Here is a 23,547-nt window from a genome sequence, read left to right on the forward strand (position 1 = left end):
CAGTCTTAAGACAGAAGTGTGAAAGAATACATCCTTGGAGTTGAATGGGCATGGCCATGGTGAAGAAGAGATTGGGAGATTTGCTGGTAGAGCATGGAGTCATCTCTGAAGAGCAGCTTCAGGAGGCTCTGAAGGAGCAGCGTAAGACGAAGCGCCGTCTGGGTGATTTGTTAATCTCTCAGGGCTATATTACAGAACAGCAATTAATAGAGGTGCTGGAATTCCAGCTGGGCATTCCTCACGTGAATCTATTTAAATATCAGATTGATCCGGCCTTGACGCAGATCATTCCGGAGAGTATGGCCAAGCGTTATCAAGTGCTCCCTTTTATGAAGGAAGGCGGCAAGCTGATGGTGGCCATGGCGGATCCGCTGGATTATTTCGCCATTGAAGATCTGCGAATGACTACGGGATTTCGGATTGAACCGGCCATATCGACGCGGGATGAGCTGCAGCGGGCTATAGCGCGGCATTATGGCCTGCGCGACTCTATGAGTCAGATGATGGGTGAACTTCCTAGCCAGGAAGAGATTGAGGAGACCGAGATTACGGATGAGAGCTCGCCGATTGTTCGTCTGGTGAATCAGATGATCCAGCAGGCAGTCCATTTGAAAGCATCGGATATCCATGTGGATCCAGGGGAGAACAACCTCGCGATTCGCTACCGGATTGATGGTCTCTTAAGAACCGAGCGGGTGATTCCGAAGCAGATGCAGGGGTTCATTACTGCCAGGCTTAAGATTATGGCCAAGCTCAACATTGCGGAGCGTCGTCTCCCGCAAGATGGGCGCATGAAGCTGCAATTCGATCTCAAGATGGTCGATATCCGGGTGTCCTCGCTCCCTACCATTCATGGGGAGAAGATCGTTCTGCGTCTGCTGGACCTGAGTACCGGGGTGAAGTCGATAGATCACCTGGGCTTTAGCAGCCGGGATATGGAAGTTTTCAAGGATATGATTGAGAAGCCCTACGGGATTCTGCTAATTACAGGTCCGACGGGGAGTGGTAAGACAACCACCTTATATTCAGCACTGAATCACTTGAATGAGGAGAGCTCCAATATTATTACCGTTGAAGATCCGGTGGAATACCAGCTTGAAGGGATCAATCAGGTGCATGTCAATCCCGCGATTGGACTGACTTTTGCAGCAGGGCTGCGCTCCATTCTGCGTCAGGACCCGAACATTGTCATGGTCGGGGAGATCCGCGATAACGAGACGGCAGAGATTGCGATTCGGGCTTCCTTGACAGGTCATCTTGTGCTCTCCACCATCCATACAAATGATGCGATCAGCACGCTTACACGGCTGCGGGATATGGATATTGAACCTTATCTTATCGCATCTTCGCTGATCGGGGTTGTGGCGCAGCGCCTAGTTCGCCGAATCTGCCCGGAGTGCAGAACATCCTATACTCCTACTGAACAGGAGGCGATCCTGCTGCACAATCACGGCAGGGAAGCGCAGACGCTGTACCGGGGCAAGGGCTGCGGGAACTGCAACCAGACCGGTTACCGGGGCAGGCTGGCCATCCACGAGGTGCTGGTCATTAATGACCGGATGCGTCAAATGATTACAAGCTCATTGTCCGTGGAGGAGCTTCGTCAGGCTGCGCGCGAGCAGGGCATGGTCCAACTGATGGATGACGGCTTTGATAAAGTGCTGCAGGGTATGACCACTATACAGGAGGTTCTGCGCGAGACCGTTGCGCATTAAGGGAGGAATAGAGGATGACTCAACAGATAGATGAACTGCTAAGACAAGCGAACGATGCTGGCGCCTCTGACCTCCATATTTCCGTTGGTTCTCCTCCGGTGATGCGGGTAGACGGAACCCTGACTTTCCTTGGCGAGAAGCGGGTAACCCCCGGTGATGCCGAAAAGATGGCTAATGAGCTGCTCGGCGCGGAGCTTGCGGAGAGATTCCGGGAAGCCGGCGAAATAGATTTCGCCTACGCTATTGAAGACGTGGGAAGATACCGAATAAATATATATAGACAGCGTGGTGAGATCAGCATCGCAGCCAGACTTATTCCGGGAACAATACCGACCCTTGAGCAGCTGCAGCTTCCTTCGATCATCACTACACTAGCGAACAAGCCCCAGGGATTGATTCTCGTAACCGGACCAACGGGTAGCGGGAAGTCTTCAACCCTGGCCGCTATGATTGGCTATATTAATCGGACGCAGAAGAAGCATATTGTAACTTTGGAAGACCCGGTGGAGTATCTGCACACCCACGGAACTTCCCTGATTCATCAGCGAGAGGTTGGGAGTGACACCGCAAGCTTTGCGAATGGGCTGAGGGCTGCTCTACGTCAGGACCCGGACGTAATTCTTGTCGGCGAAATGCGGGATCTGGAGACCATCTCTGCGGCACTAACCGCAGCGGAGACCGGTCACCTGGTTCTGGCTACGCTGCATACGACCGATGCTCCCCAGACGATTGACCGGATCATTGATGCCTTCCCGGGGCCGCAGCAGGCACAGGTTCGCACGCAGTTGGCTTCCGTGCTGATCTCCGTCATTTCACAGCGCCTAATTCCTAGGGCTGGTAAGGCAGGCGGAAGACAATGCGCCACAGAGATTCTGGTGAATACACCGGCCGTGGCGAACTTGATTCGTACCGAGAAGAGCCACCAGATCAAGAGCCTGATGCAGACCGGGCGCCAGCAGGGTATGCATACGCTGGATATGTCAATTCGTGAACAGCTGCAGCAGGGGCTTGTGGATCCAGCGGCAGCCAAAGCTTATCTTACGGAGGCGATGAGCTGATGCCGCAGTTTGAATACCAGATTAAGACGGCCAGCGGGAAGCAGCTGAAGGGCAAGCTCTCCGCCGTGGACAAGTCCACCGCAATGGAGGAGCTACGCAAGCGCGGAGTGACGGTGTTCTCGCTGAAAGAACAGACCAACACTATATTATCCAAGGATATCTATATTGGTAATCCCGTTAAGAACGTTCAATTTATTATTTACTGCCGGCAGTTCGCCACCTTGATCCGTGCCGGAGTCACGATTGTGGATGCCACGGTAATCCTGTCCGAGCAGACGGACAGCAAGGCACTGCGTAAGGCGCTGCAGGAGATTCATGCCAGTCTGCTTCGCGGAGTTCCATACTCCCAAGCCGTTCAGGATCACAAGAAAATCTTCCCTCCCATGTTCGTCAGCATGATTCGCGCCGGGGAGGAGTCGGGGAATTTGGAGGGCACGCTTGAGCGGCTGGCCCAATTCTTCGAGAAGCAGTACAAGACCAAGGAGAAAGTGAAATCCGCCTTAATGTATCCCATTACAGTGGGCGTGCTTGCGATATCGGCGGTAGTATACCTGCTGTGGGCGATCGTACCGCAGTTCGTGCAGATGTTCGCTTCCATGAATGCAGAGCTTCCGGCCGTAACGAAGATCGTACTGGCGCTAAGCAGCAGTATTCAGCATCAGTGGTATTTCTGGTTCGCGGCTATCCTTATTCTTATTGTGGGATTTCAGGTATATAAAAAGACAGAACAGGGTGCTTATTGGATCGACTATGCCAAACTTAAAGTTCCTGTATTCGGCAAGCTGATTCAGAAAAGCGCCATCGCCCAGTTCACCCGCACGTTCTCATCTCTGTATGCCAGTTCTGTGCCTGTGCTTCAGGCCCTGGCGATCGTGGAAGACGTCGCCGGGAACAAAGTTATAGCGGGATTCATTCATAGCGCAGGAGATTCACTGCGCCAAGGTAACCCGCTTAGTGAACCTCTTAAGAAAGCGTGGGTATTTCCCCCGCTGGTCACTCAGATGATTGCGATCGGGGAAGAGACAGGGGCGCTGGATCATATGCTTGAGAAGGTCGCTGATTTTTACGAGATGGATGTAGAGAATACAGTAGACCGGCTGAAGTCGCTGATCGAGCCTTTGCTTATTGTCTTCCTGGCCGCAGTCGTAGGTACCATTGTGGCTGCGATCATGCTGCCGATGTTCAGTATCTATAGTCAGATGGGGTAGGAAAGATTCAAGTTAAGAGATTAAGAGATTAAGAGATTAAGAGAACTTGAAAGGTGGTGCCGCTGATCGGATAGTTCACTTCTTCAGCATCTTAAGATACGCATCATTGGTTGTGATTACTGGTCGGTTAAGTCAGGTAGGTTAGATAACTCATATAAGAATATTAGGAGGAATTAAGATGTTAGCACAAGCAATGAATAGAAGATTGAAGCGACTGGGTAAAGAGGAGAAAGGGTTCACGCTGATCGAGCTCTTGGCGGTTATCGTTATTTTGGGGATTATTGCTATAATCGCTATTCCTCTTATTAGTAATATTATTAATAATGCTAGAACAGATTCAGATGTAGCTACAGCTAGACAGGTGTATGATGCAGCTAGACTTTATATTATCAACGAGAAGAATGGTGATTTTAAAAGTAAGGCGGTTACTATTGTATCTTCTACTGCAGGCGATGATACTCTCCAAGGTAAAGGTTACCTTGAAAAAGGAATTGTTCTTCCAAGCAGCAAGAACCCTATCACTGGAGGTACAGTGACCTTTGATGCAAATGGTCAATTAGCAGCGACCGCTGGAGTAACTATTATTACAACTGCTCCTTCTGGCGGAACAAATGATTCCAAGTCATATACTGCTGATGAAGTTTTAAAAGCTAAAGATAAAAACAGATAATAGCTTCACTAGTTAATATACTATTCATAAATGTACATGTATGAGCTCCCAGGAACCGGCCAAGCCCCGGTTCCTGTTTCAAATTCACAATAGAAAGTAGACCAGGCCTTGATATCTATCCTAATCGCCATTTACGTCACTCTGCTGGGCTTGATACTCGGTTCCTTTTATAACGTTGTCGCCCTTCGTGTACCTGCCGGTGAATCGATCATTCACCCGCCATCACGCTGTTCCTGCTGTGGAACAAGGCTCCGCGCGAGGGATCTTATCCCGGTACTCAGCTTCCTCTTCTCAGGTGGCAGGTGCCGATACTGCTCAGCCAAGCTGTCCGTGATCTATCCGCTGGGCGAGGCCGCGACAGGGTTGCTCTTCCTGTGGGTCTACCTCAGGACAGGCCTCACGGGAGAATCCCTGGTTGGACTGACCCTCGTTAGTCTAGGCGTGATTGTTACAACAGCGGACCTGAAATATATGCGAATCCCGAACAAAGTCCTTCTTTTCTTCGCTCCAATACTTATAATCTTACGGCTGGTCTATCACGATCATTCGCTATGGAATTATATGCTTGGGGCCCTTGCGGGCGGCGGGATCATTCTGCTGATTATTCTCATTTCCGGCGGCGGGATGGGCATGGGGGACGCAAAGCTGCTGGCTTTGTGCGGCCTTGCGGTCGGTCTCTCGGGTACGCTCATTGCCTTGTTCATTGCCTGTGTGCTTGGGACAGTGGTCGGCGGAGTCCTGATGCTTACCGGGAAGATTGCTCGCAGACAGCCCATCCCATTCGGGCCTTGGCTGATTATAGGTATACTGGTCGCTTACGGATATAGTTCACAGATTATTAGCGGGTATCTCTCGCTCATCGGTTAGGAGGTTCGATTACACATATGCTTATACGGGGTTCCAACAAATGGATCGGTCTTACGATTGAGCAGAACGGGGTCCGCTACATCAAGCTGAAGAAGAACAAATCCTGGGAAATGGAGACCAGAAGCTTTCTTCCTCTGCAGCCGGGGATGATTATTGAGAACGAAATCGCCGACAAGGAGAATTTCCGCGAATTGCTTCAGAACTGGGTACGAGACAAAGGACTCAAGGGCAGCGAGGTCTCGCTGTCCATACCGCCCTCCCAAATTATTATCCGCCGCATGACGATTCCAAGTACAAATGCCAAGCAGGTGGAGCAGCTGGTGAAGCTTGAAGTAGAGACCGCTCTCCATCTTCCTTTTGAGAATCCGGTCTATGATTATCTTCCTGTAGGCAAAGACGAGGAAAATACGCATCTTCTGGTATATGCGGCTCCAAGGGGACTGGTCGAGGATTATGTCGAGCTGCTCTCCGATGCCGGCATAAAGGTCAGCGCGGTGGAGACCTCCGCGACGGCCCTTGCGCGGGCAATCGGAGTTGGCCGCAATGAGACTTTTACCAATACCATGCTCATTCATCAGGATGGGTCGCATCTGGATATTTATATGTTCCACGCTGGACAGCCGATCTTTATGCGATCTATTAATTTGGATGACATACAGCTTAACCGGTCGGGGGGTTACTCTGGAGACAGCTTGGCCGCTCGTTCACAGGGCCCTGAGGACATTCATCAGTCCTTGATCAGTGCCGAACAAATGCTGGAGATCACAGCCGAAATTTCCCGTATGCTGAACTTTTATCAATACAGCCTTCATGACGGGGAGACCCGGATTACAGAGATTATTATTACAGGTTCCCAAGCTGGCCAGCAGCAGATGCGGGAGGAGCTTCAGCTAACTATCGCGGACATGAGTATTAAGACGGTGAACTTCGACCGTCTGACGAGCGAGGCCCCAGCAGATCCTGAACTTAATGCCTACCGGATTGCAATAGGAGCTGCGATCAGAAGGACCGAGTCCGGAGCCCTGGATCTGCTCCCTAGAGAAGACCGGGAGGCGCAGCTGTATCCTGTATTAATGGCCTCCATGCTTGTCCTATGGATCTTCGGTGCCATTGCGGTAGGAATTCTCTACGTTGCCAACCACGACCAAGTAAATGAGCAGGCGGCCCGGATTGAGGAACTGAACGGTAATAAAACTCTTCTCATGGCCGAACTTGCCAAGCTGAATACCAATGGACATCGGGCGGACCCCAAACTCGTGATTAACACGATTCTGAAATCCCGTATGGACGCCGTGGCTGTGCTGGATCAGCTTAACAAGCCTATGCCTAAGGGCGGGGCTATCGTGAGTATAGGGTACACGCAGAATACGGAGATTACCATGACGGTTGATTTCGTGAAAATGGATGATGCTTCGGTATATCTGAACCAGCTGAGAAAGCTGCCTTTTGCCGTAAGTATGGAGATTCAGAAGCTGTCCGAGGACACGGCGGAGACAGGAAGCCTTCCGATCCGCGTCTATGCGGCAGTCTATAAGATCCGGATGACGAATGAGAAGACTACACAGGAAGGCGGGACAGAGTAGATGATGGAAATGATTCAGAAGCATCGTAACCTTCTGCTGCCTGCCGCAGTCCTGTTATTCCTGTTATTATTCGCCTTCTACATGCTGGCTGTAAGGCCGGCGGCCAATGAAGCCTCCTCACAGCAGGAGGAGATCACCACACTGGAGCAGGAGAACAGCCTGATGCAGAAGAAAGTGAGTGAATTGAAGGGAAGCGGCGAGAATACTCCGGAGATGGAAAAGATTCGCGAGTACCTTCCTGCCAGCGAGAATACGGAGCAGCTTATCTTGGATTTCACCCAGTTGAATCAGAAGGCCTCCGTCCTCTTGCGGGATGTTCAGTTCACCCTGCCGGAGTCGAATCTGATCCGGACAACGCTGAGCAAGGACAAATCGCCATTCCCAACGGTTAGGGAAGTGAAGATGAACGCTACACTTGAGGGGAATTACACCCAAATTAAGACCTGGATGTCTGAGCTACAGAAGCTGAAACGCCTGATTGCCATAGATTCGTTTAATTTTCAGAAGCCTTATGAGACTCAGGCTCCGGGAAGCATCATTAAAGCCACTGTCTCTTTCACGGCTTATTATGATCCTTCGTAGATAACCTGAATACCTTTGGCCAGTTGGACCGTATATATAGTTATATCGCGGAAAGGTGGTGCATCTGCCGGATGCATACATGGGTGTTTTGGCTGATTACAGCCGGCATTCTGCTTGTCTTTGAAATGATGACGTTGACGTTTTATCTCCTGTGGCTCAGTATAGGAGCAGGAGCGGCGGCACTGGTGGCTTTGATGGCACCGGTCAACATTTTGATGCAGGTGGTAGTCGGCTGCGTAGTCGCACTTATATTGACCTTATTTACCAAACCGCTGGTCAGAAGATTTCGCGCATCCAGAGGGTTCCAAGACATCGGTACCGAGCTTGTCGGTAAACAGGGGATTGTGGTCGAGCCGATCGACAAAACGAAGTACGGAATCGTGAAGATCGGTGGAGACACGTGGACCGCGGTGTCCGATCAGTTCATTGACGTTAATGAACGGGTCATCGTCGTGAAGCGGGGCAATGCCATTTTAGAGGTAGAACGATGGGAGGGTACACATTAATGACTTGGGCTGTAATTGGTATTATTCTGGTTGTCGTCGTTATATTCATTGCTTTAACTGTCAAAATCGTACCGCAGCAGCGGGTAGGTGTCGTTGAGCGCCTGGGGAGATTTCACCGTCTGCTGACGCCGGGGCTGAACATTCTGATCCCGGTGATTGATCAGGTTCGTATTTATCATGATCTGCGGATCCAGCAAGCGAACGTACCGCCGCAGACTGTGATCACCAAGGATAACGTGCAGGTTCAGATCGACACGATTATCTTCTATCAGGTGGTAGGACCGGAAGAGGCAACCTACGGAATTTCGGATTATGTATACGGGGTTCGTAACATTTCCACAGCTACGATGCGCCAGATTATCGGTAAGCTGGAACTGGACGAAACCTTGTCAGGACGGGAGAAGATTTCTACGGAAATCCGTCTCGCGCTTGATGAGGCTACTGAAAAATGGGGCGTTCGCATTGAGCGGGTAGAGGTCATTGATATCAAGCCTCCACTCGATATTCAGGAAGCGATGGACAAACAAATGAAGGCTGAGCGCAGCAAGCGGGCTATCGTGCTTGAAGCGGAAGCGGCCAAGCAGGACATGATCCTCCGCGCTGAAGGGGATAAGCAGAGTAAGATACTTAAGGCCGAAGGGGATAAGGAAGCTCGTATCCGCGAAGCGGAAGGTCTTGGGCAAGCTCAGGAGCTGGAAGCGCTGGGTCAGGCGAAGGCGATTCAAGCCGTTGCTGAAGCCGAGAAGAACCGGATTGAGCTGTTGCGTAATGCAGACTTGAACGAGAGCGTACTTGCATACTACTCCTTTGAAGCTCTTAAAGAAGTAGCCAAAGGCCCTGCTAACAAAGTATTCCTGCCAACCTCCACGGTTGATGCGCTTGGCAGTATTGGTGCAATCGGCGAGGTGTTCAAAGCAGGCAAGAGCGATAAATAACATAGCATAAGTAATTAGAAGGCCCGGAGCGGATGCTCCGGGCCTTCGTGTGTTGCTTAGAACTTTTACATCATAAGAAGTTCTAACTCTACGCCACGCTTACTCGTTAGCTTCTTTACTCGATGACTCGCCGGCTCTTTTGCTTTGCAGACGCTGGAGTTCTTCTTCAACCGCCGCAGAGTAGGCTGATTTCACTTCCGTGTGCGGTGCACTGGCGGCAGGGGCAGCATACGTATGACCCGCGGCATCGAGATTGGCTTCCCACTGCATGATCTTCTCTTCCATACGCTCAAAGCCGCGGGCAGCTGAACCGCTCTCCATGCCGTAGCTGAAGCTTGGACGGATGCTCTGGGATCTTTCCTCCGCCTTCTGGGCGCGAGCCGTAAGCTCAGTACGTTTCTCTTTGAGGCGCTCATATTCTTCCTTGGCATTTTCAATCTGGAATTCAAGCTCCTGAATACGTACGCCAGCTTCCTGAAGCTGGGCAGCATGCTTCTCAGCCTGCTCTGCGAACTGCAGCTTGGCAGTCAGAGCCTCTCTTGCAGCAGCTTCATTCCCTCCAGCAAGAGCCTGGGATGCAGTCTGTTCGGCCTGTTCCGCAGAACGGAGAGCCTCTTCCTTCCGCCAAGCGAGAACCTTTAAAGCGCCTTGCTGTTCTGTTAATTTGCGTTCAGCCATCCGGATGTCCTCTTCGAGATTACGAAGGTACTGGTTCATGAGCAGAACCGGATTCTCCAATTTATTTAGGGCCTCGTGTGCTACAGCTTTAGTCATATTGGCAAGTCTTTCAAAGATACTCATGTTCATCTCTCCCTATAATTTTATTTTAGTAAGTGTGGTGGTGATAAGAGTCATGGAAGCCAAAGCCGCCGGGCTCTTTCGGAACAAGAAGGCTGGCAATGACATAGATCGGAACGAAAGTACCGAAGCTGCAGAGCGCTCCGACTACAGTGACTAGACGGATAATCGTGGGATCCACACCAAAGTACTGGGCAATACCTCCACAAAGTCCGGTGATTTTGCGATCGTGTCTGGATCTGTACAATTTATTCATTATTAATAATCTCCCTTCGAGTTCTGAATTCGTAGTCGTTAGTTCGTGTGTCGTACGTTGCACCGTTACTGTAACTTATGTCTATATCTTACCTTGCGGGGGATTTATGCAAAACGGCCCTCAGACGGTTCTTGATCTGGACTTAGGTCGGGGAAAGAGTTCATCACAAAGGCTAGGAGTCCGGCATATGTATAAGTTTAGCGGAGTACAGAGGCAGAATGTTATTGTGCTGAAGTGCATAACATCGTAGTATGTTTTCTAAGGAAGTATTTAACATTTTGTGGAAGGGGACTCGCAATGAGTATTGCAGTATTGCTCGGAAGTACGCGTTCCGGTGGAAATACAGAGCAGCTGGTGGATCAGATGCTTGAAGGGATCAGCCACAGCAAATTTGCGCTGCATGAGAAGAAGATCCAGACCATAATCGATCAGCGCCATGTTCCTGAGGGCTTCCAGCCCGTAGAGGACGAGTATGATGAACTGATCCAGCGTGTGCTGGAGCATGATATTTTGATTTTTGCTACTCCGGTATATTGGTATGGCGTATCAAGTCCCCTCAAGACGTTCATTGACCGATGGTCCCAGAGCCTGAGAAGCACAGATTACAACTTCAAGGAGCTTATCTCGCAAAAGAAAGCCTACATCGTCGCCGTTGGCGGGGACGATCCACACATCAAGGCGCTGCCGCTGATTCAGCAGCTGAAGCTCACCTTCGACTTCGTCCAGCTGCCGCTTGCGGGCTATCTCATCGGCAAAGGCAGCAAGCCGGGCGATATTCTAGCCGATTCCCGCGCTCTGCTCAACGCGAAGTGGCTGAATGAACAGCTTAAAGAACAACAGGCCTAACTTTGGACCCTTTAGCGGTCAGGTCAATGTGAATTCCTTCATAAGATGGCTATGGATCTGCTCCATCAACTAAATAAAGGGACCCTGTCTGTTGTCCCTCAAATCATACGACAAAGAGGTTATCCCAAGGCTTAGCTTGCCAGGGATAACCTCTTTGTCATGAATGGGGTCGAACAACAGCTTCAATAGATTAACGCTTGATTCTCCCTACGAACAGGATGGAGATCCATAGTGCAGCCAGCGAGGCGATCAGCGCCGCAGCAGACAGCACAATGGAGACGGTCTGCAAGGCGGAGCCATCGTTGTTCGTCTGCGCGGTTGAACCCGCGGCCGGGGCTGCCGTGTCTGTGCTTGCATCAGGCGCTGTTTCTGTACTCCCCGCTGGCGCCGCAGTGTCGGTGCCAGCTGCCGCATTTCCCGTGGTGCCACTGGCGTGATCACTGGAAGCCTCGGCAGCATGATCATCGTGGCCGCTATCCGAAGTCTCAGCAGCCCCGCCGGATGCGCTGATCGTGGTCACGGAGTGGGGGGAATCTCCGCCATCCCCGGTCCATTCCACAATACTGCCATCCTTGTAATACTGAAAAGCATCCCAAGCGATAGAGGTGTCCTTATTCGGGTTCTTCGCTACAAAGTTGAACTGCTGGAACTGGCCGGGCTCAATGCCACCCTCTGCATCAGCGGCCCAGGTAACGGTTGTCACTCTACCGGCGTTATCTTTGGCCGTCTCTACCTTCCAGCCCGGTACAGGCTGGTAGTTCTTGAAGTCCACACCTGCCGGGATTTTGAGGGCAACCTTGACTGTAGATATGTCCTTCTCTACAGGGATCTTGATCGTATAGGTCTCGTAGGCGCTAGGCTTCGAGGCAGAGGGCTTGACGGATACATGCGCACTGGCCAGGCCTGCGAACAGTAGTGTACCGGCAATGACTGCCGGGAATACAGCGGTTAATTTGGAGAAGACTTGTCTCATTTCGGTTTGATCTCCTTTTTGTGAAGATATTCATCCATTATTTATTTGGGGTTACCCACCGTGAAATCAACGATTCCATCCAGCGAATCCAGCGACTTCAGAAGGACGTGATATTTGATCTCCCAGCGGCCTGCCATCGTAATCAGATCTTCCTTGGTTACGGGGGATGTGTTCCCAGGCATGTTAATCTCCAGGGTTCCCATCGCCATTTCACGGGAGGTCAGCTTCAGGGAAGTCTGCTCAATCGCCGTGACCGGCTTGCCCTCCGGGTCCTTGACCGAGACCTTGAACTCGTTCTTGCCCATGAGATTGGGCGAGATATCTATCATGACGGTGTAGCCGCTCCGGGTCGTATCCTCAAGATGAGCGGGACCAGGATTGGATAGAGCCGTAGGCAGATTAGATAGAATTGCTGCCAGTACGAGTACAACAATACCTACAGAGAACTCGATCCATACCGCCGGACCCAGTTCCCGGCTCTGCCGTCTTCCCCGAAGGAAGCCGGTAAGTGCCAAGACGAGCATGATGACGAACAGGGCGATTTTGGCAAGCAGCACCTGACCGTAGATGGAAGTGAACAGGGAACCCAGCGTTGGAGTGAAGATTTTGATACCATAGAGCCCGCTTCCGAGCAAAAGAAGCACACAGATTGTTCCGGTCAGCGAGAACCGCTGAATCGTCGCCCAGTAGAGCTGCTTGCGTTCTGCGGGATCCGTCTTTCCACGGCTGTAAGCCGGAAGCAGGAACGCAAGAGCAAGCAGGCTGCCCAGCCACAAGGACGCGGCGGTCAGATGCACGAAGTCATTGCCGATGGCGAGGCCTTCGATCTCCGCCGTGGCGGCATGTCCCATAAAGGCCTTGGCGGCAAACATGGCAAGAATTGTGCCGACGGCGAACCCTGCGAAGATAGGCTTATCGCCTTGACTCCATCTAGGAATGAGAGCATAGGTCAGACCTGCCAGAATGAGCAGCAGCAGCACCTGGGTCCACCATATGGAGCCGAATGTAGAATATCTCAGCGTTTCACCGAGTACATTTTTGCCCCATGCTTCACTCCAGGTGACTCCGGCATCAAGCCGGGCATGCAGCGGAAGACTTAACACAACACCCACCGCGGTTAGCACGAAGGAAATGATCAGGATCCACTGGCTGCGGCCAAGCTTATAGGAAGCCCTCCGCTCTGCTTTGGGGAGCAGGAACAAGTGGAAGAACAGGGTCCCGAGATACAGGGACAGACCTGTATACTGCAGCCAGCGGATCAGCGTGGCGTCCCAATCGGGAAGCATCTTACCGGAAGTAGTCGTGACTGAAGCTGCTGCCGATTCACCGCTGCCGACGATGAACGGAATGACACCATTGATCGCATGTCCATCGGCCGACACCACACGCCAGCTAACCGTGTAGATGCCGTCGGGCAGATTTTTTTGCAGACTTGCAGTCAGCTTCGCCGGATTCTTCTCATCAATATGGGAATCGTCCAGATCGACACGTGCTCCCGCGGTATTCGTCACGGACAGAGCGTGAAATACCTTTTCAATGGGTTCGTTGAACACCATCGTGATCTGCTCCGGAGACTTATCCACTGCCTCATTCGCTGCTGGAATTGATTTCACGATATAGGCATGGGCCGAGGCGAATCCCGGACACAGGAGGAGGAATGTACACAGGATCAGGATCCCGCTCATCCATTTATAACTGGTTTTGATCTTCAAGCATTTCACCTTCTCTAGTAAGTTCAATATGATTCTATCTTAGTATGGCCAAATGGACATGACTACAACGGGCTATATACCAGGAGCGTTTCATGCAGGTTTATGTCCAATTAGTGAAAAAAGTCACTGTGATAAGCCCAATTATAAGTATACCCGTTTCAACCATCGCTGATTTTGAAATATGGTCTTCAAATGTTACTATTTATGAACAATAAGGGTGAAAGAAATGTATGGAGAAGAAATGCTTGAATACCCCCAAGGGGTATATTATAATAAGTTTATTATTAAGTAGTAAGGGGGCGGGGGAGAATGTCGGAAGAGAATCAAGTGCAGACCGAGAATACGGAATGCTGTACTACAGGGGATCATACCCGTCAAAGCCACCATTCGGAGAAAACGAAGAGTAATCTAATCACCCGCTTGAATCGTGTCGAAGGACAGATTCGTGGAGTGAAGGGCATGATTGAGAAGGATACGTATTGTGATGATGTGCTCAATCAGATAGCTGCCATTCAGTCGGCACTCAACAGCGTCGGCAAGCTTCTGCTGGAAGGACATATGAAGAGCTGTGTCATTGAACGCATCCAGGCTGGAGAGATGGAAGTCATGGATGAGCTGCTGGTCACTGTAAATAAATTAATGAAGTAATTACCAGGGAGGCTGATCATGATGACAGAAGTAACATTGAACGTGCAGGGCATGTCCTGCCAGCACTGTGTTAAGGCCGTGGAAGGTGCTTTGAGTGAAGCTGGAGCAGCTGGCAAGGTGGATCTTGCGTCTGGCACTGTTGCGGTTAAATATGATGAGAGCAAAGTAACGGTAGAAGCATTGAAGGAAGCGATTGAGGAGCAAGGTTACGACGTCGTCTAATGGGAAAAGGGTACTGACGTACCGCCAGACTGATCCAGTCTGAAGAAACAGGAGGGAGCCCGCAGCAGGGGCTCTTTTTTTTGCTGCTGAAATAAAAATAAAAATATTTAACAACCCGCTTGACAAACCGACGGTCGGTATAATAAACTAAACTCATAAACCAACCGATGGTCTGCTGGGCATAGCGATTAGGCTGAACTTAACTGCTGATTGAACTTAGTAGTCTGACTGAACTCAACAGCTGACTGAACTTAACAGCCTGGCTGAATATAGCAACCTGGCTGAACATAACATTCTGACTAAACATAACAGTCTGACTGAACGCAACAGCTTGACTAAATCCTGACGAACCTTGGTACGATCAAGCTAGTCTAAGCGGCATCAAAAGCTCATTTACAAACCGTCAGTCGGTATAATGTTAGATCTACACATCAGAACAAATTATAAAAGGAGAATGATAACGATGACACAACAGCAATGGGATTTAATTGGTTACGGAGTCTGGGCCTTAATTATCTGGATGACCTTGAAGCAGTTCCGGCAGACAAGAAGGCCGGTACAGGGCAGAGGACTCAAGCTGCTGCTGGGAGACTGGCTCCTGTTCGCACCGCTTCCATGGATCATCTACCGCATGGTCGAGCGCGGAACCTGGGAGCAGCTAGCATGGACACTAGGACTGGGCATACTGCTTTCGCTGCCTTATATCCTGACAACAAGGTTCCAAGCCGCGGCTGATGGCACGATCAAATTCAAGCCGAATGCAGCGTTCTACATTTTCTTGTTCGGATTCCCTTACCTTCGTTATACAATCCGTGACCGGATTTTTCATAGCCACCCGATCCTGAGTGCGCAGCACCGTCCGGATATCGAATTGATGCTTGCCGAGTATATTGCCGTGCTGGTGATATTGACCTTTCTATGGCGGTTATTCATGTTTATCAGCTATAGAAGAACGCTTCGAGAATCGGCAGCCATGGGGAAGACCCAGACAGATAAGTCTGTTGCAACAGCTTCGCTTTAAACAAACCGACGGTTGGTATATAATAAGGAGGATATAAACCTATGAACTACATTTGGATTGTGCTTTTAGCCGTGATCGTTATTGCAAAAAGACAGCTTACTCCCCGTCCCATTTCCGCAGGGCTTGTAACTTTCCCGCTCCTGCTGGTCTGCTATGGGGGATATATGGTCACCCGGCTGTCACTGGGTGGGGGTGAAATAGCATCCCTTCTTCTCAGTCTCGCTATGGGCGCAGCCGTAGGGCTGTATGAAGGAAGATTCATCCGGGTGTTCGAACAGGACGGCGTATATATGAGGCAGGGCTCCTTGGTGACCTTGGGCATCTGGCTGATGTCCATTCCTGTACGGTACATTGTTACATTCGGCTTCACCCAGATGCTTCATATTCATGTTCAGCTTATAGGCTCTAATGCTTACATTCCTTTCTTGTTCTCGCTCGCAGGCATTTTGCTTGGCAGAGCGGTCTATCTAATCGTAAAATATCCGGGCGAATTTCAGAGAACGGCTGCTGCCAATCGTTAATGACAACGGGTGGATATAGCAGCTCTTACAATCTGACCGCCTCCAAACCAAGGAGAGATTTCCATGAATGAATCAGCAGCGCACAACGCAAGTTTTCAGCTTATCCTTACATCTTCTGAAGAATTGATCCGGGAGAAGGGCTGCCGCAAGACAACGCTTCAGGACATTATTGAGCGCACGGGTCTTTCCAAGGGAGCCATCTACCACTATGTATCGGGCAAGGATGAACTGTTCGGGCTTATTTTGAAATCCAAGATTGAATCCATGAACTTTCAGTTCGAGGAGGCGGTCTCCGCAGCAACGGAACGGGATGCCAAGGCCCCGATCATGGCCATTACCTCAGGGATGATGAGGACCATGGATAAAGATAATGTTACCAATAAGATTTTTACCTATTTGCTGAGTCTGGCCGATAACCCTAAGGTGGCCGCCATTCTGCGGGATGTGTATCAATATACGCATACGACAGCGGAACGCTGGATCCTTACTGGTCAGCAGGCCGGAGCCATCCCGTCAGAGATTGATGCTGCCAAGATGGCGGGGATGTTCATGATTTTCACCTACGGACTAAGGGTTCAGAATGTAGTCGCAGGCGAAGGGGTGCTGAGACTGGATGCCCAAGATGTATTTGCTCTTCTTTTCAAATCTCTGCAATAAGACAGTAGGCGAGCAGAGGATACAGACGGTATAATGACAGGAGAAAGATTTCTAATGAATCGGGTGAATCTATATCCATGAAATCGGCTCTGCCCTGGCGTGCATGGCTCCCGCAGATTATTCTTACTGTGCTGCTGAATGCACTGCTTCCCTGGCTCGTCTATCTTCTGCTGATCCGCCATTTCTCAAGCTTTACGGCCTTGTCAGCGGCGGCCTTTCTTCCCTTGATCGAGAATATCGTCTATCTCATGCGTTACCGGCGGCTCGATACGTTCGGCTCGCTCATGGTGGGTTCCTTTGTACTTGCTGCGCTGCTGGCATTCATGGGCGGCGATGAACGGGTGCTCCTGGTTCGAGGCTCCATTGTAACGGGAGCGGTGGGAGCGGCCTTCCTGCTGTCACTCTTACTGAACAGACCTTTGATCTACGGTCTGGCTAAGAGGTTCGTAGCTCCCCAGACCGCTGCGAGATTTGAGGAGGGCTGGCACAAGCCCCAGGTTCGCAGGGTATTCCGGATTATGACGGCCGTATGGGGCGCTGCACTGCTGCTTGAAGCGGCTGTACGGACCTTTTTGGTATACACGCTGCCTGTAGCCGTGTTCCTCGGTGTGTCCAATCTCGTGTTCTATGGATTTATTGGTGCGGCGGCTTTATGGACCTGGGTGTACAGGAAACGAAGCGCCACTGCAATGAACCCTCCTCTGTAAGAGAAGCTGGCTTGTACAGTGCTGAGGGGTACGTCCTGATAGAGAGGCTGTATTGGAATTTTAATTCTGATTGTCTTATGGGAGACAAGAACTTAATTATGCGATGACTCCTGCATGTGCCGTTATGGTCGAAGGCGGGGAGGATATGGAATTATCTTAGAAAATAATAGGGGCCTTGATGCTGAATTCGCCCTGTGTCAGGATACTCCTGACACAGGGCGAACTTCATAGCAAGGTCCCTTGGGTTAATTTAATAAACGTTCACGAGTGCAGAGACGGTCTTATCTCCGTATTTGGCCGTAATGACTGCCGTTCCCCGGCTGATCGCGGTAATATTGCCTTGTGCGTCAATGGTTAGAACATCGGGACGGCTTGAGCTGTAGGTAGCGCTGGAACTTACATTGACAGCTTGTCCATTCTGGTCATACCAGGTTACGACCGTGTCAAAAGTGTCTCCCAAGCTGATACTGTACTCCTCGGAGTCAAATTTGAGGCTGGATACTGGATCTCCTGGATTGTCTGATCCGCCTGAACTAGCAGCGGCCAGCTTTACCAGCTTGTTGCCCGCCACCGCGTAGATATCCTGACTACCGATTTGGATGGATTTAGCAACTTTTTTACCCAGGTCCTTCGACCAGAGCAGCTTGCCAGAGGCATCGATTTGGAAGAGACCGCGAGCAGCCGCGAGCAGATAACCGTCTTCATTCTCAGTAACTTGGTTAACTTTACCGATGTCATATGGAAGTCTCCACTGCTTATTTCCTGCTTTGTCCAATTTAAGGATCTCAATCTGTGTAGCACCATAATAATTAGGGGGAGAGATAACCAGATAACCGTCATTCACAGCCTTGACATCTCCGGTTAATTGAAGCGGTTTACTCCACAGCAGTTCTCCTGATTGACTTAGCTTCCAAAGTTTGACCGCACCTTCAATATTCCCGGACACAATGATATCGCCTTCTGGAGTTACATCTGCATTAGTTGCCGCAAAATCACCTGCAAATCCGCTATCTTCACTAGACTTGTTCGTCCATTCGATTTGACCTGAAGAAGCGTTCATTCTACCAACTTGGGAAGGTATAAAGTGTACTTGGCCTGCATAGCTTAGTGTAGTAGCAAATACAAGACTTCCATCAGCATCTTCAACTACAGAGCTCAAACCTTTGTAGCTGCCCATGCTAAAATTTTTAGCCCATAATACTTCCCCGTTCCTATCTGCTTTGGCTAAGAATACCTGATTATATCTATAGAAAAAACTTTGATATTCACCATAGATCAGGTAACCGCCGTCTTTCGTAGGGGTGACATCGGAGATAATCACTGGTTTGTCCCCTATAGGATTATCCAATGTAATATTGCGGCTCCATGTCAAGTTACCCTGGTCGTCCCAACGGGATAGAAAGGCTTGATAACCCTGATCCGCGTAGCCGGAGCGAACCCCGTTTAACCCGCCGATGGACAATTGATGGTTGGATGACTCTAAAATGCCGGTCAGTTGAATTTGCTCATCCCCAGCCTCTTTCTGCCACACAATCTCAGGACTGGAACTATCCGCTGACACTTGCCCAGGCAGCGAGCTGATTCCCATCATGAGCCCCATAAAGCCATACAATAACCCTTTTCTTATCCTCGTTCTCATGTTCACCTTCACTATAATCCTCCTTTTAATAAAAAGAATAGATAACGGATAATATGCCATTCTAATAAACTTCCATAAATGTAATATTAATCCTATTAGAACCGATAGTTAGAAATTGGTAAATCCCTCATTTGTCATATTTCAGAAGCTTTGTACTACTCCTATATGAGTACTACAAAGTAAGAAGAGGCGGGTTATTGTACTCATGAGCGAAGGAAGGAGGGGATGATAGAACATGCGTAGATCCTTAAAGCTGTTAAGCATTTGCTAACGAATGTAGTGCTTAGGGTGCGATGAAAAGAAAAGAACCTTCCCCCACAAGTAGAGTGGTTGAAAAGGTTCTATTGGGTATGACAATTTGCATTGCCGTTAGTTAGTTCGCTTCTACGTCCTGCAAGGTCCCTTGGTTTAATTTAATATACGTTCACGAGTGCAGAAACGGTCTGATTCCCGTACTTGGCCGTAATAACAGCCGTTCCTCGGCTGATCGCAGTAATATTGCCTTGTGCGTCAATGGTTAGAACATCGGGACGGCTTGAGCTGTAGGTAGCGCTGGAACTTACATTGACAGCTTGTCCATTCTGGTCATACCAGGTTACGACCGTGTCAAAAGTGTCTCCCAAGCTGATACTGTACTCCTCGGAGTCAAATTTGAGGCTGGATGCCGGATTTCCCGGATTGTCTGATCCGCCCGAGTTAGCAGCGGCCAGCTTCATCAGCTTACTGCCCGTCACTGCGTAGATGTCCTTATCGCCAATTTGGATGGCTTCTGCAACTTTACCTAGGTCCTTAGACCAGAGCAGCTTGCCGGAGGAATCGATTTGGAAGAGGCCGCGATCAGCTGCCAGCAGATAACCGTCTTTATCCTCACTGACTTGGTTAACTTCACCGAAGTCGTATGAATTTTTCCACAGCTTATTCCCTGTTTTGTCCAATTTAAGGATTTGAATTTGTGTAGAACCCCTATCAGGGGTTGAAGTAACCAGATAACCGTCATTCACAGCCTTGACATGTCCCGGCAATTGAAGTGTCTTAATCCACAGCGTTTCTCCCGATGGACTCAGCTTCCAAAGTTTGACCGCACCTTCAATATTGGCGGATACAATGACATCGCCTTCTGGAGTTACATCTGCATTAGTTACATCGAGAAAACCTGAATATCCACTATCTTCACTGGACTTGGTCCATTCGGTTTGACCTGAAGCGTTAATTTTACCAACCCTGGAAGGGATCGGAACGTTGATTCCGCCTGACGAGAGGGTGTACACGATACTTCCGTCATCACTTTCAACTGCAGAAGTCACCTCTAAATAATTTCCACCGCTTACTGTTTTCGCCCATAACACTTTCCCGTTCTGATCTACTTTGGTTATGAATGCCGGATAATATTTAGGGAGCATATCAACATATAATCCACTGAGCACGTAACCACCGTCTTTCGTAGGGGAGACATGGGAGACAACGACTGGTTGGGGATTCTCATCCAGATCTGCTTGATTCTCCAACGTAATATTTTGGCTCCATGCTGTGTTACCCTGGTCATCCCAACGGGAAAGGTAGCCTTTCACCGGACTCCTCCAGCCGTCGTAAATCCCGTTCAACCCGCCGATGGACAATTGATGGTTGGATGACTGTAAAATGCCGGTCAGCTGGATTTGCTCATCCCCAGCCTCTTTCTGCCACACAATCTCAGGACTGGCGCTATCTGCCGATGCCTGCCCAGGCAGAGAGCTGATTCCCATCATTACTCCCATAAAGCCATATAATAACCCTTTTCTTACCCTAGTTTTCATGTTCACCTTCACTATAATCCTCCTTTTAGTAAAAAGAATAGATAAATGATAATATGCTATTTTACCAAAATTCCATAAATGCCATATTAATCCTATTAAAACAGATGGAAGAAAACTGGTAAATCCCACGATTGTCATATTTTCAGAATCTTTCTAGTACTCCTTTTTGAGTACTACAAAGTAAATAGAGGCGGGTATTGTATTCATGAGTGAGGAAGAAGGGAAGGAATACATGCCTGGATCTTTAATGATATTAAGTAGTTAATAATGAATGTAATGGTAAAGTTGCGAAGAAAAAAACCTTCTCCCCACAAGTAGAGTGTTTGAGAAGGTTCTATTGGATATAATCTGGTTGGTCTGTTAATCATCCAAATAGCTGGAGCCAAATTGACTGTGAAGAAGGTACACTAATATAGTTGATTAGAGAAGAATGGATTTGGAGGACTAACTATGTTAGAAGCCGTATTACACGGATTTGTATTGGCTCTGGGGCTTATTTTGCCGCTGGGGGTACAGAATGTATTTGTATTTAATCAGGGCGCCAGCGCATCCAGGTGGACCGGAGCACTTCCGGTGGTGGTAGCTGCTTCCTTGTGTGATTCGCTGCTCATTCTGCTCGCGGTGTATGGGGTATCTCTGCTCCTACTTACGATGACTTGGCTGAAAATGATCTTGTTCGCTGCCGGAGTCCTGTTCCTGCTCTATATGGGCTGGTCCATCTGGACCAGCGCTCCGAAGCCGGCATCGTCAGATGGCGTGAAGCTGCCTGCCCGCAAGCAGATTCTGTTCGCCATCTCCGTGTCCCTGCTGAATCCTCATGCCATTATGGATACCGTGGGCGTGATCGGAACGAGTGCTTTACGCTATGAAGGAAATGCCAAATGGGCTTTTACCGTGGCAACCATGGTCGTGTCCTGGCTATGGTTCGCGTCACTGGCCACAGCTGGAAGATGGGTGGGCAGCCTGGACCGGGCAGGAGGAATTCTTAATCTGATTAATAAAATTTCGGCGATCGTCATTTGGATCGTGGCGATTTATATGGCGGTTCAGTTGATCGTCTCAAGCTAGATAAGTTGAGCTTAAGAATGACTTCTAGACAATAATCATCCAAGAAGTCTGAGAGCAACAGCGATCGTAAGAACATTTCATACGGCTGACTAGCTGTATATCCATAGTTATCGCACTTAACTCTACAAGGAGTACAGGCAAACCTGTACTCCTTCTTTGTGACCCTTCTCACACTTTTTTTCGTTTATGGATTGACATGAGAATCGGAGCACAGTATATTTTAAACAAACGTTTTAAATGATTGTTTAAAACAGAGAGAATAGATAAAGAGGAGAGATAAGACGCATGCTGAATACTTTTAAAGGATTGATCAGGAAGCCGCAGACCATTGTGGGTGTGGTCATGGCGCTCGCGTTCCAGGTTATCTTCTGTCTGGTCTGGATGAGCGGATACAATGGGGTGAATGACCGTGTGAAGGAGTTCAAGATCGCGGTGGTGAATGAGGATGGGCAGTTTGGCGAGGCTCTGGGTAAGCAGCTTGCTGGGAAGCTTCCTTTCCAGGTTGTAATGATGAAGGCTGCTGATGCAAGTGAAGGTCTGAACAACCGGGAGGTTCAGATGATCGTCACGGTGCCGCAGCAGTTCAGCGAGAACCTTAAGAACCCTGGGAAGCAGGCAGAACTTAAATATACGATTAACGAATCTAATCCGGTTACCGTCAAGAGCGCGATGCAGAGTGCAGCGAATTCCATCACGGCTTCCGTGAATGGGAATGCAGCGGCTCAGGGAACCCAGGCTGTGCTTGAACAGCTGAAGGTGCCTGCCGAACAGGCTGGGCAGACTTCTTCCGCACTAACTGAGCGCGTAGGTTCCGAGATTACTTTCACGAACAAGATCGATGGCATGAACAATCAGATGGTACCGATGATGCTGGTGCTGGCCTCCTTCGTCGGAGCAATGATTATGGGGATGAACGTGCAGCAGGGTGCTATGATGATGAAGCCGGGCACTTCGAAATGGCAGTTGTTCGGAGCCCGCATTCTGCTGAATGTGCTGGCTGCTGTAATTGTTTCGCTGGTAGGTTCCTCCCTGGTTATGGCACTCGGCGGCCAGGCTGTCCACGGGTTCCTGAGCCTGTGGATGTTCCTTGGGTTGTTCGTCCTGACCTTTATGCTGTTCTCACAAATGTTCCTCATTCTCTTCGGGATGGCTGGCATGCTGGTCAATGTCACGATGCTGTCCCTGCAGCTTGTCAGCTCCGGTGCGATGGTGCCGCGTCAGCTGCTAAGCGATGCTTATCAAGCGATTGGTGAATTCCTGCCGGCTTCTTATGCGGTAGAAGGTCTGATGAATCTTCAGTTCGGCGGGCCTGCAATCGGACCGGAAGTGGCGGCTCTTCTGCTGATCAGCCTCATCAGCGTTGGAGCCAGCCTGGTAAGGGTGGCCTTGAGAAGGGAGCCGGGATCAGAGAAGAATACGGAGCTGTCCACGGAACCGGTAGCTAATGCCGTGTAAGCTTACGTTGATATGATAGGATTCATGCCTGCTATCCGGGACTCAGCCTGCCGGATGCAGGCTTTTTCAATCTTGGCCAGCCTTGCGTATGCGGTTTCAAAGTCGCA

24 protein-coding genes are annotated in these 23,547 nt (G+C 49.8%); 18 read left to right on the top strand and 6 right to left on the bottom strand.

Annotation, left to right across the window (positions count from 1 at the left end):
• The first annotated feature begins 50 nt into the window (after window positions 1-50).
• The 9 genes from ACEN86_RS02445 (at window position 51) to ACEN86_RS02485 (ending at window position 9,124) form a co-directional block, all read left to right on the top strand.
• Complete coding sequence (locus ACEN86_RS02445) at window positions 51-1,715, top strand: GspE/PulE family protein (protein ID WP_495632796.1); 1,665 nt, start codon at window positions 51-53, stop codon at window positions 1,713-1,715.
• 14 nt (window positions 1,716-1,729) lie between these two features.
• Window positions 1,730-2,773, top strand: a complete 1,044-nt coding sequence (locus tag ACEN86_RS02450) for a type IV pilus twitching motility protein PilT (protein ID WP_495632797.1) — start codon at window positions 1,730-1,732, stop codon at window positions 2,771-2,773.
• Window positions 2,773-3,981 carry a type II secretion system F family protein gene (locus ACEN86_RS02455; RefSeq protein WP_495632798.1) on the top strand — a complete coding sequence of 403 codons (1,209 nt, stop codon included), beginning with the start codon at window positions 2,773-2,775 and terminating at the stop codon, window positions 3,979-3,981. Before ACEN86_RS02450 ends, ACEN86_RS02455 begins: the two co-directional genes overlap by 1 nt.
• Before the next feature lie 178 nt (window positions 3,982-4,159).
• Window positions 4,160-4,651 carry a prepilin-type N-terminal cleavage/methylation domain-containing protein gene (locus tag ACEN86_RS02460; protein ID WP_495632799.1) on the top strand — a complete coding sequence of 164 codons (492 nt, stop codon included), beginning with the start codon at window positions 4,160-4,162 and terminating at the stop codon, window positions 4,649-4,651.
• Window positions 4,652-4,759: 108 nt separating this feature from the next.
• On the top strand, window positions 4,760-5,518 hold the full coding sequence (locus ACEN86_RS02465; protein WP_495632800.1) for a prepilin peptidase: 759 nt from the start codon (window positions 4,760-4,762) through the stop codon (window positions 5,516-5,518).
• A gap of 17 nt (window positions 5,519-5,535) precedes the next feature.
• A complete protein-coding gene (gene pilM / locus ACEN86_RS02470; RefSeq protein ID WP_495632801.1) occupies window positions 5,536-7,101 on the top strand; it encodes a pilus assembly protein PilM in 1,566 nt (521 codons plus the stop codon).
• A complete protein-coding gene (locus ACEN86_RS02475; RefSeq protein ID WP_495632802.1) occupies window positions 7,102-7,683 on the top strand; it encodes a hypothetical protein in 582 nt (193 codons plus the stop codon).
• A 71-nt stretch (window positions 7,684-7,754) separates the two neighbouring features.
• Window positions 7,755-8,189: an NfeD family protein gene (locus ACEN86_RS02480; RefSeq protein ID WP_495632803.1), complete on the top strand. Its 435-nt coding sequence runs from the start codon at window positions 7,755-7,757 to the stop codon at window positions 8,187-8,189.
• Window positions 8,189-9,124 carry an SPFH domain-containing protein gene (locus ACEN86_RS02485; RefSeq protein ID WP_127199080.1) on the top strand — a complete coding sequence of 312 codons (936 nt, stop codon included), beginning with the start codon at window positions 8,189-8,191 and terminating at the stop codon, window positions 9,122-9,124. The genes ACEN86_RS02480 and ACEN86_RS02485 overlap by 1 nt, the downstream gene beginning before the upstream one ends.
• Window positions 9,125-9,223: 99 nt before the next feature.
• Here the strand turns inward: ACEN86_RS02485 and ACEN86_RS02490 are convergent, their stop codons facing one another.
• Window positions 9,224-9,925, bottom strand: a complete 702-nt coding sequence (locus ACEN86_RS02490) for a PspA/IM30 family protein (protein WP_495632804.1) — start codon at window positions 9,923-9,925, stop codon at window positions 9,224-9,226.
• Between the two features lie 25 nt (window positions 9,926-9,950).
• The gene (locus tag ACEN86_RS02495) at window positions 9,951-10,178 is read right to left on the bottom strand and encodes a PspC domain-containing protein (protein WP_495632805.1); all 228 of its coding nucleotides are present in this window, start codon (window positions 10,176-10,178) and stop codon (window positions 9,951-9,953) included.
• Between the two features lie 297 nt (window positions 10,179-10,475).
• On the opposite strand from ACEN86_RS02495, the gene ACEN86_RS02500 reads away from it, so the two are divergent.
• Complete coding sequence (locus ACEN86_RS02500) at window positions 10,476-11,024, top strand: flavodoxin family protein (RefSeq protein ID WP_495632806.1); 549 nt, start codon at window positions 10,476-10,478, stop codon at window positions 11,022-11,024.
• Between the two features lie 190 nt (window positions 11,025-11,214).
• Here ACEN86_RS02500 and ACEN86_RS02505 read toward each other — a convergent pair whose 3' ends face one another.
• Both ACEN86_RS02505 and ACEN86_RS02510 read right to left on the bottom strand, forming a co-directional pair.
• Complete coding sequence (locus ACEN86_RS02505) at window positions 11,215-11,997, bottom strand: YcnI family copper-binding membrane protein (protein ID WP_495632807.1); 783 nt, start codon at window positions 11,995-11,997, stop codon at window positions 11,215-11,217.
• Window positions 11,998-12,038: 41 nt separating this feature from the next.
• Window positions 12,039-13,709 carry a copper resistance protein CopC gene (locus ACEN86_RS02510; RefSeq protein ID WP_495632808.1) on the bottom strand — a complete coding sequence of 557 codons (1,671 nt, stop codon included), beginning with the start codon at window positions 13,707-13,709 and terminating at the stop codon, window positions 12,039-12,041.
• A gap of 309 nt (window positions 13,710-14,018) precedes the next feature.
• Here ACEN86_RS02510 and ACEN86_RS02515 point away from each other — a divergent pair, with 309 nt between their 5' ends.
• The 6 genes from ACEN86_RS02515 (at window position 14,019) to ACEN86_RS02540 (ending at window position 17,485) form a co-directional block, all read left to right on the top strand.
• Complete coding sequence (locus tag ACEN86_RS02515; protein WP_495632809.1) at window positions 14,019-14,357, top strand: metal-sensitive transcriptional regulator; 339 nt, start codon at window positions 14,019-14,021, stop codon at window positions 14,355-14,357.
• 21 nt (window positions 14,358-14,378) lie between these two features.
• On the top strand, window positions 14,379-14,579 hold the full coding sequence (locus ACEN86_RS02520) for a copper ion binding protein (RefSeq protein WP_495634195.1): 201 nt from the start codon (window positions 14,379-14,381) through the stop codon (window positions 14,577-14,579).
• 463 nt (window positions 14,580-15,042) lie between these two features.
• A complete protein-coding gene (locus ACEN86_RS02525; protein ID WP_495632810.1) occupies window positions 15,043-15,600 on the top strand; it encodes a CcdC protein domain-containing protein in 558 nt (185 codons plus the stop codon).
• Window positions 15,601-15,641: 41 nt separating this feature from the next.
• Window positions 15,642-16,121, top strand: a complete 480-nt coding sequence (locus ACEN86_RS02530; RefSeq protein WP_495632811.1) for a hypothetical protein — start codon at window positions 15,642-15,644, stop codon at window positions 16,119-16,121.
• Between the two features lie 63 nt (window positions 16,122-16,184).
• Window positions 16,185-16,778 (top strand): TetR/AcrR family transcriptional regulator, encoded by a 594-nt coding sequence (locus ACEN86_RS02535; protein WP_495632812.1) that lies wholly within the window; start codon window positions 16,185-16,187, stop codon window positions 16,776-16,778.
• 77 nt (window positions 16,779-16,855) lie between these two features.
• On the top strand, window positions 16,856-17,485 hold the full coding sequence (locus ACEN86_RS02540) for a VC0807 family protein (RefSeq protein WP_495632813.1): 630 nt from the start codon (window positions 16,856-16,858) through the stop codon (window positions 17,483-17,485).
• A 250-nt stretch (window positions 17,486-17,735) separates the two neighbouring features.
• Here ACEN86_RS02540 and ACEN86_RS02545 read toward each other — a convergent pair whose 3' ends face one another.
• Both ACEN86_RS02545 and ACEN86_RS02550 read right to left on the bottom strand, forming a co-directional pair.
• Entirely contained in the window at window positions 17,736-19,124 is a 1,389-nt protein-coding gene (locus tag ACEN86_RS02545) for an outer membrane protein assembly factor BamB family protein (RefSeq protein ID WP_495634196.1), read from the bottom strand.
• A gap of 413 nt (window positions 19,125-19,537) precedes the next feature.
• Window positions 19,538-20,917, bottom strand: a complete 1,380-nt coding sequence (locus tag ACEN86_RS02550) for a hypothetical protein (RefSeq protein WP_495634197.1) — start codon at window positions 20,915-20,917, stop codon at window positions 19,538-19,540.
• A gap of 450 nt (window positions 20,918-21,367) precedes the next feature.
• Between ACEN86_RS02550 and ACEN86_RS02555 the strand changes: the two genes are divergently transcribed.
• Together ACEN86_RS02555 and ACEN86_RS02560 are read left to right on the top strand one after the other, a co-directional pair.
• On the top strand, window positions 21,368-21,985 hold the full coding sequence (locus ACEN86_RS02555; RefSeq protein WP_495632814.1) for a LysE/ArgO family amino acid transporter: 618 nt from the start codon (window positions 21,368-21,370) through the stop codon (window positions 21,983-21,985).
• A gap of 285 nt (window positions 21,986-22,270) precedes the next feature.
• Window positions 22,271-23,440: a YhgE/Pip domain-containing protein gene (locus ACEN86_RS02560; protein ID WP_495632815.1), complete on the top strand. Its 1,170-nt coding sequence runs from the start codon at window positions 22,271-22,273 to the stop codon at window positions 23,438-23,440.
• Window positions 23,441-23,547 lie beyond the last annotated feature (107 nt).

The sequence above is a fragment of the Paenibacillus sp. Paensp111 genome (assembly GCF_059492195.1).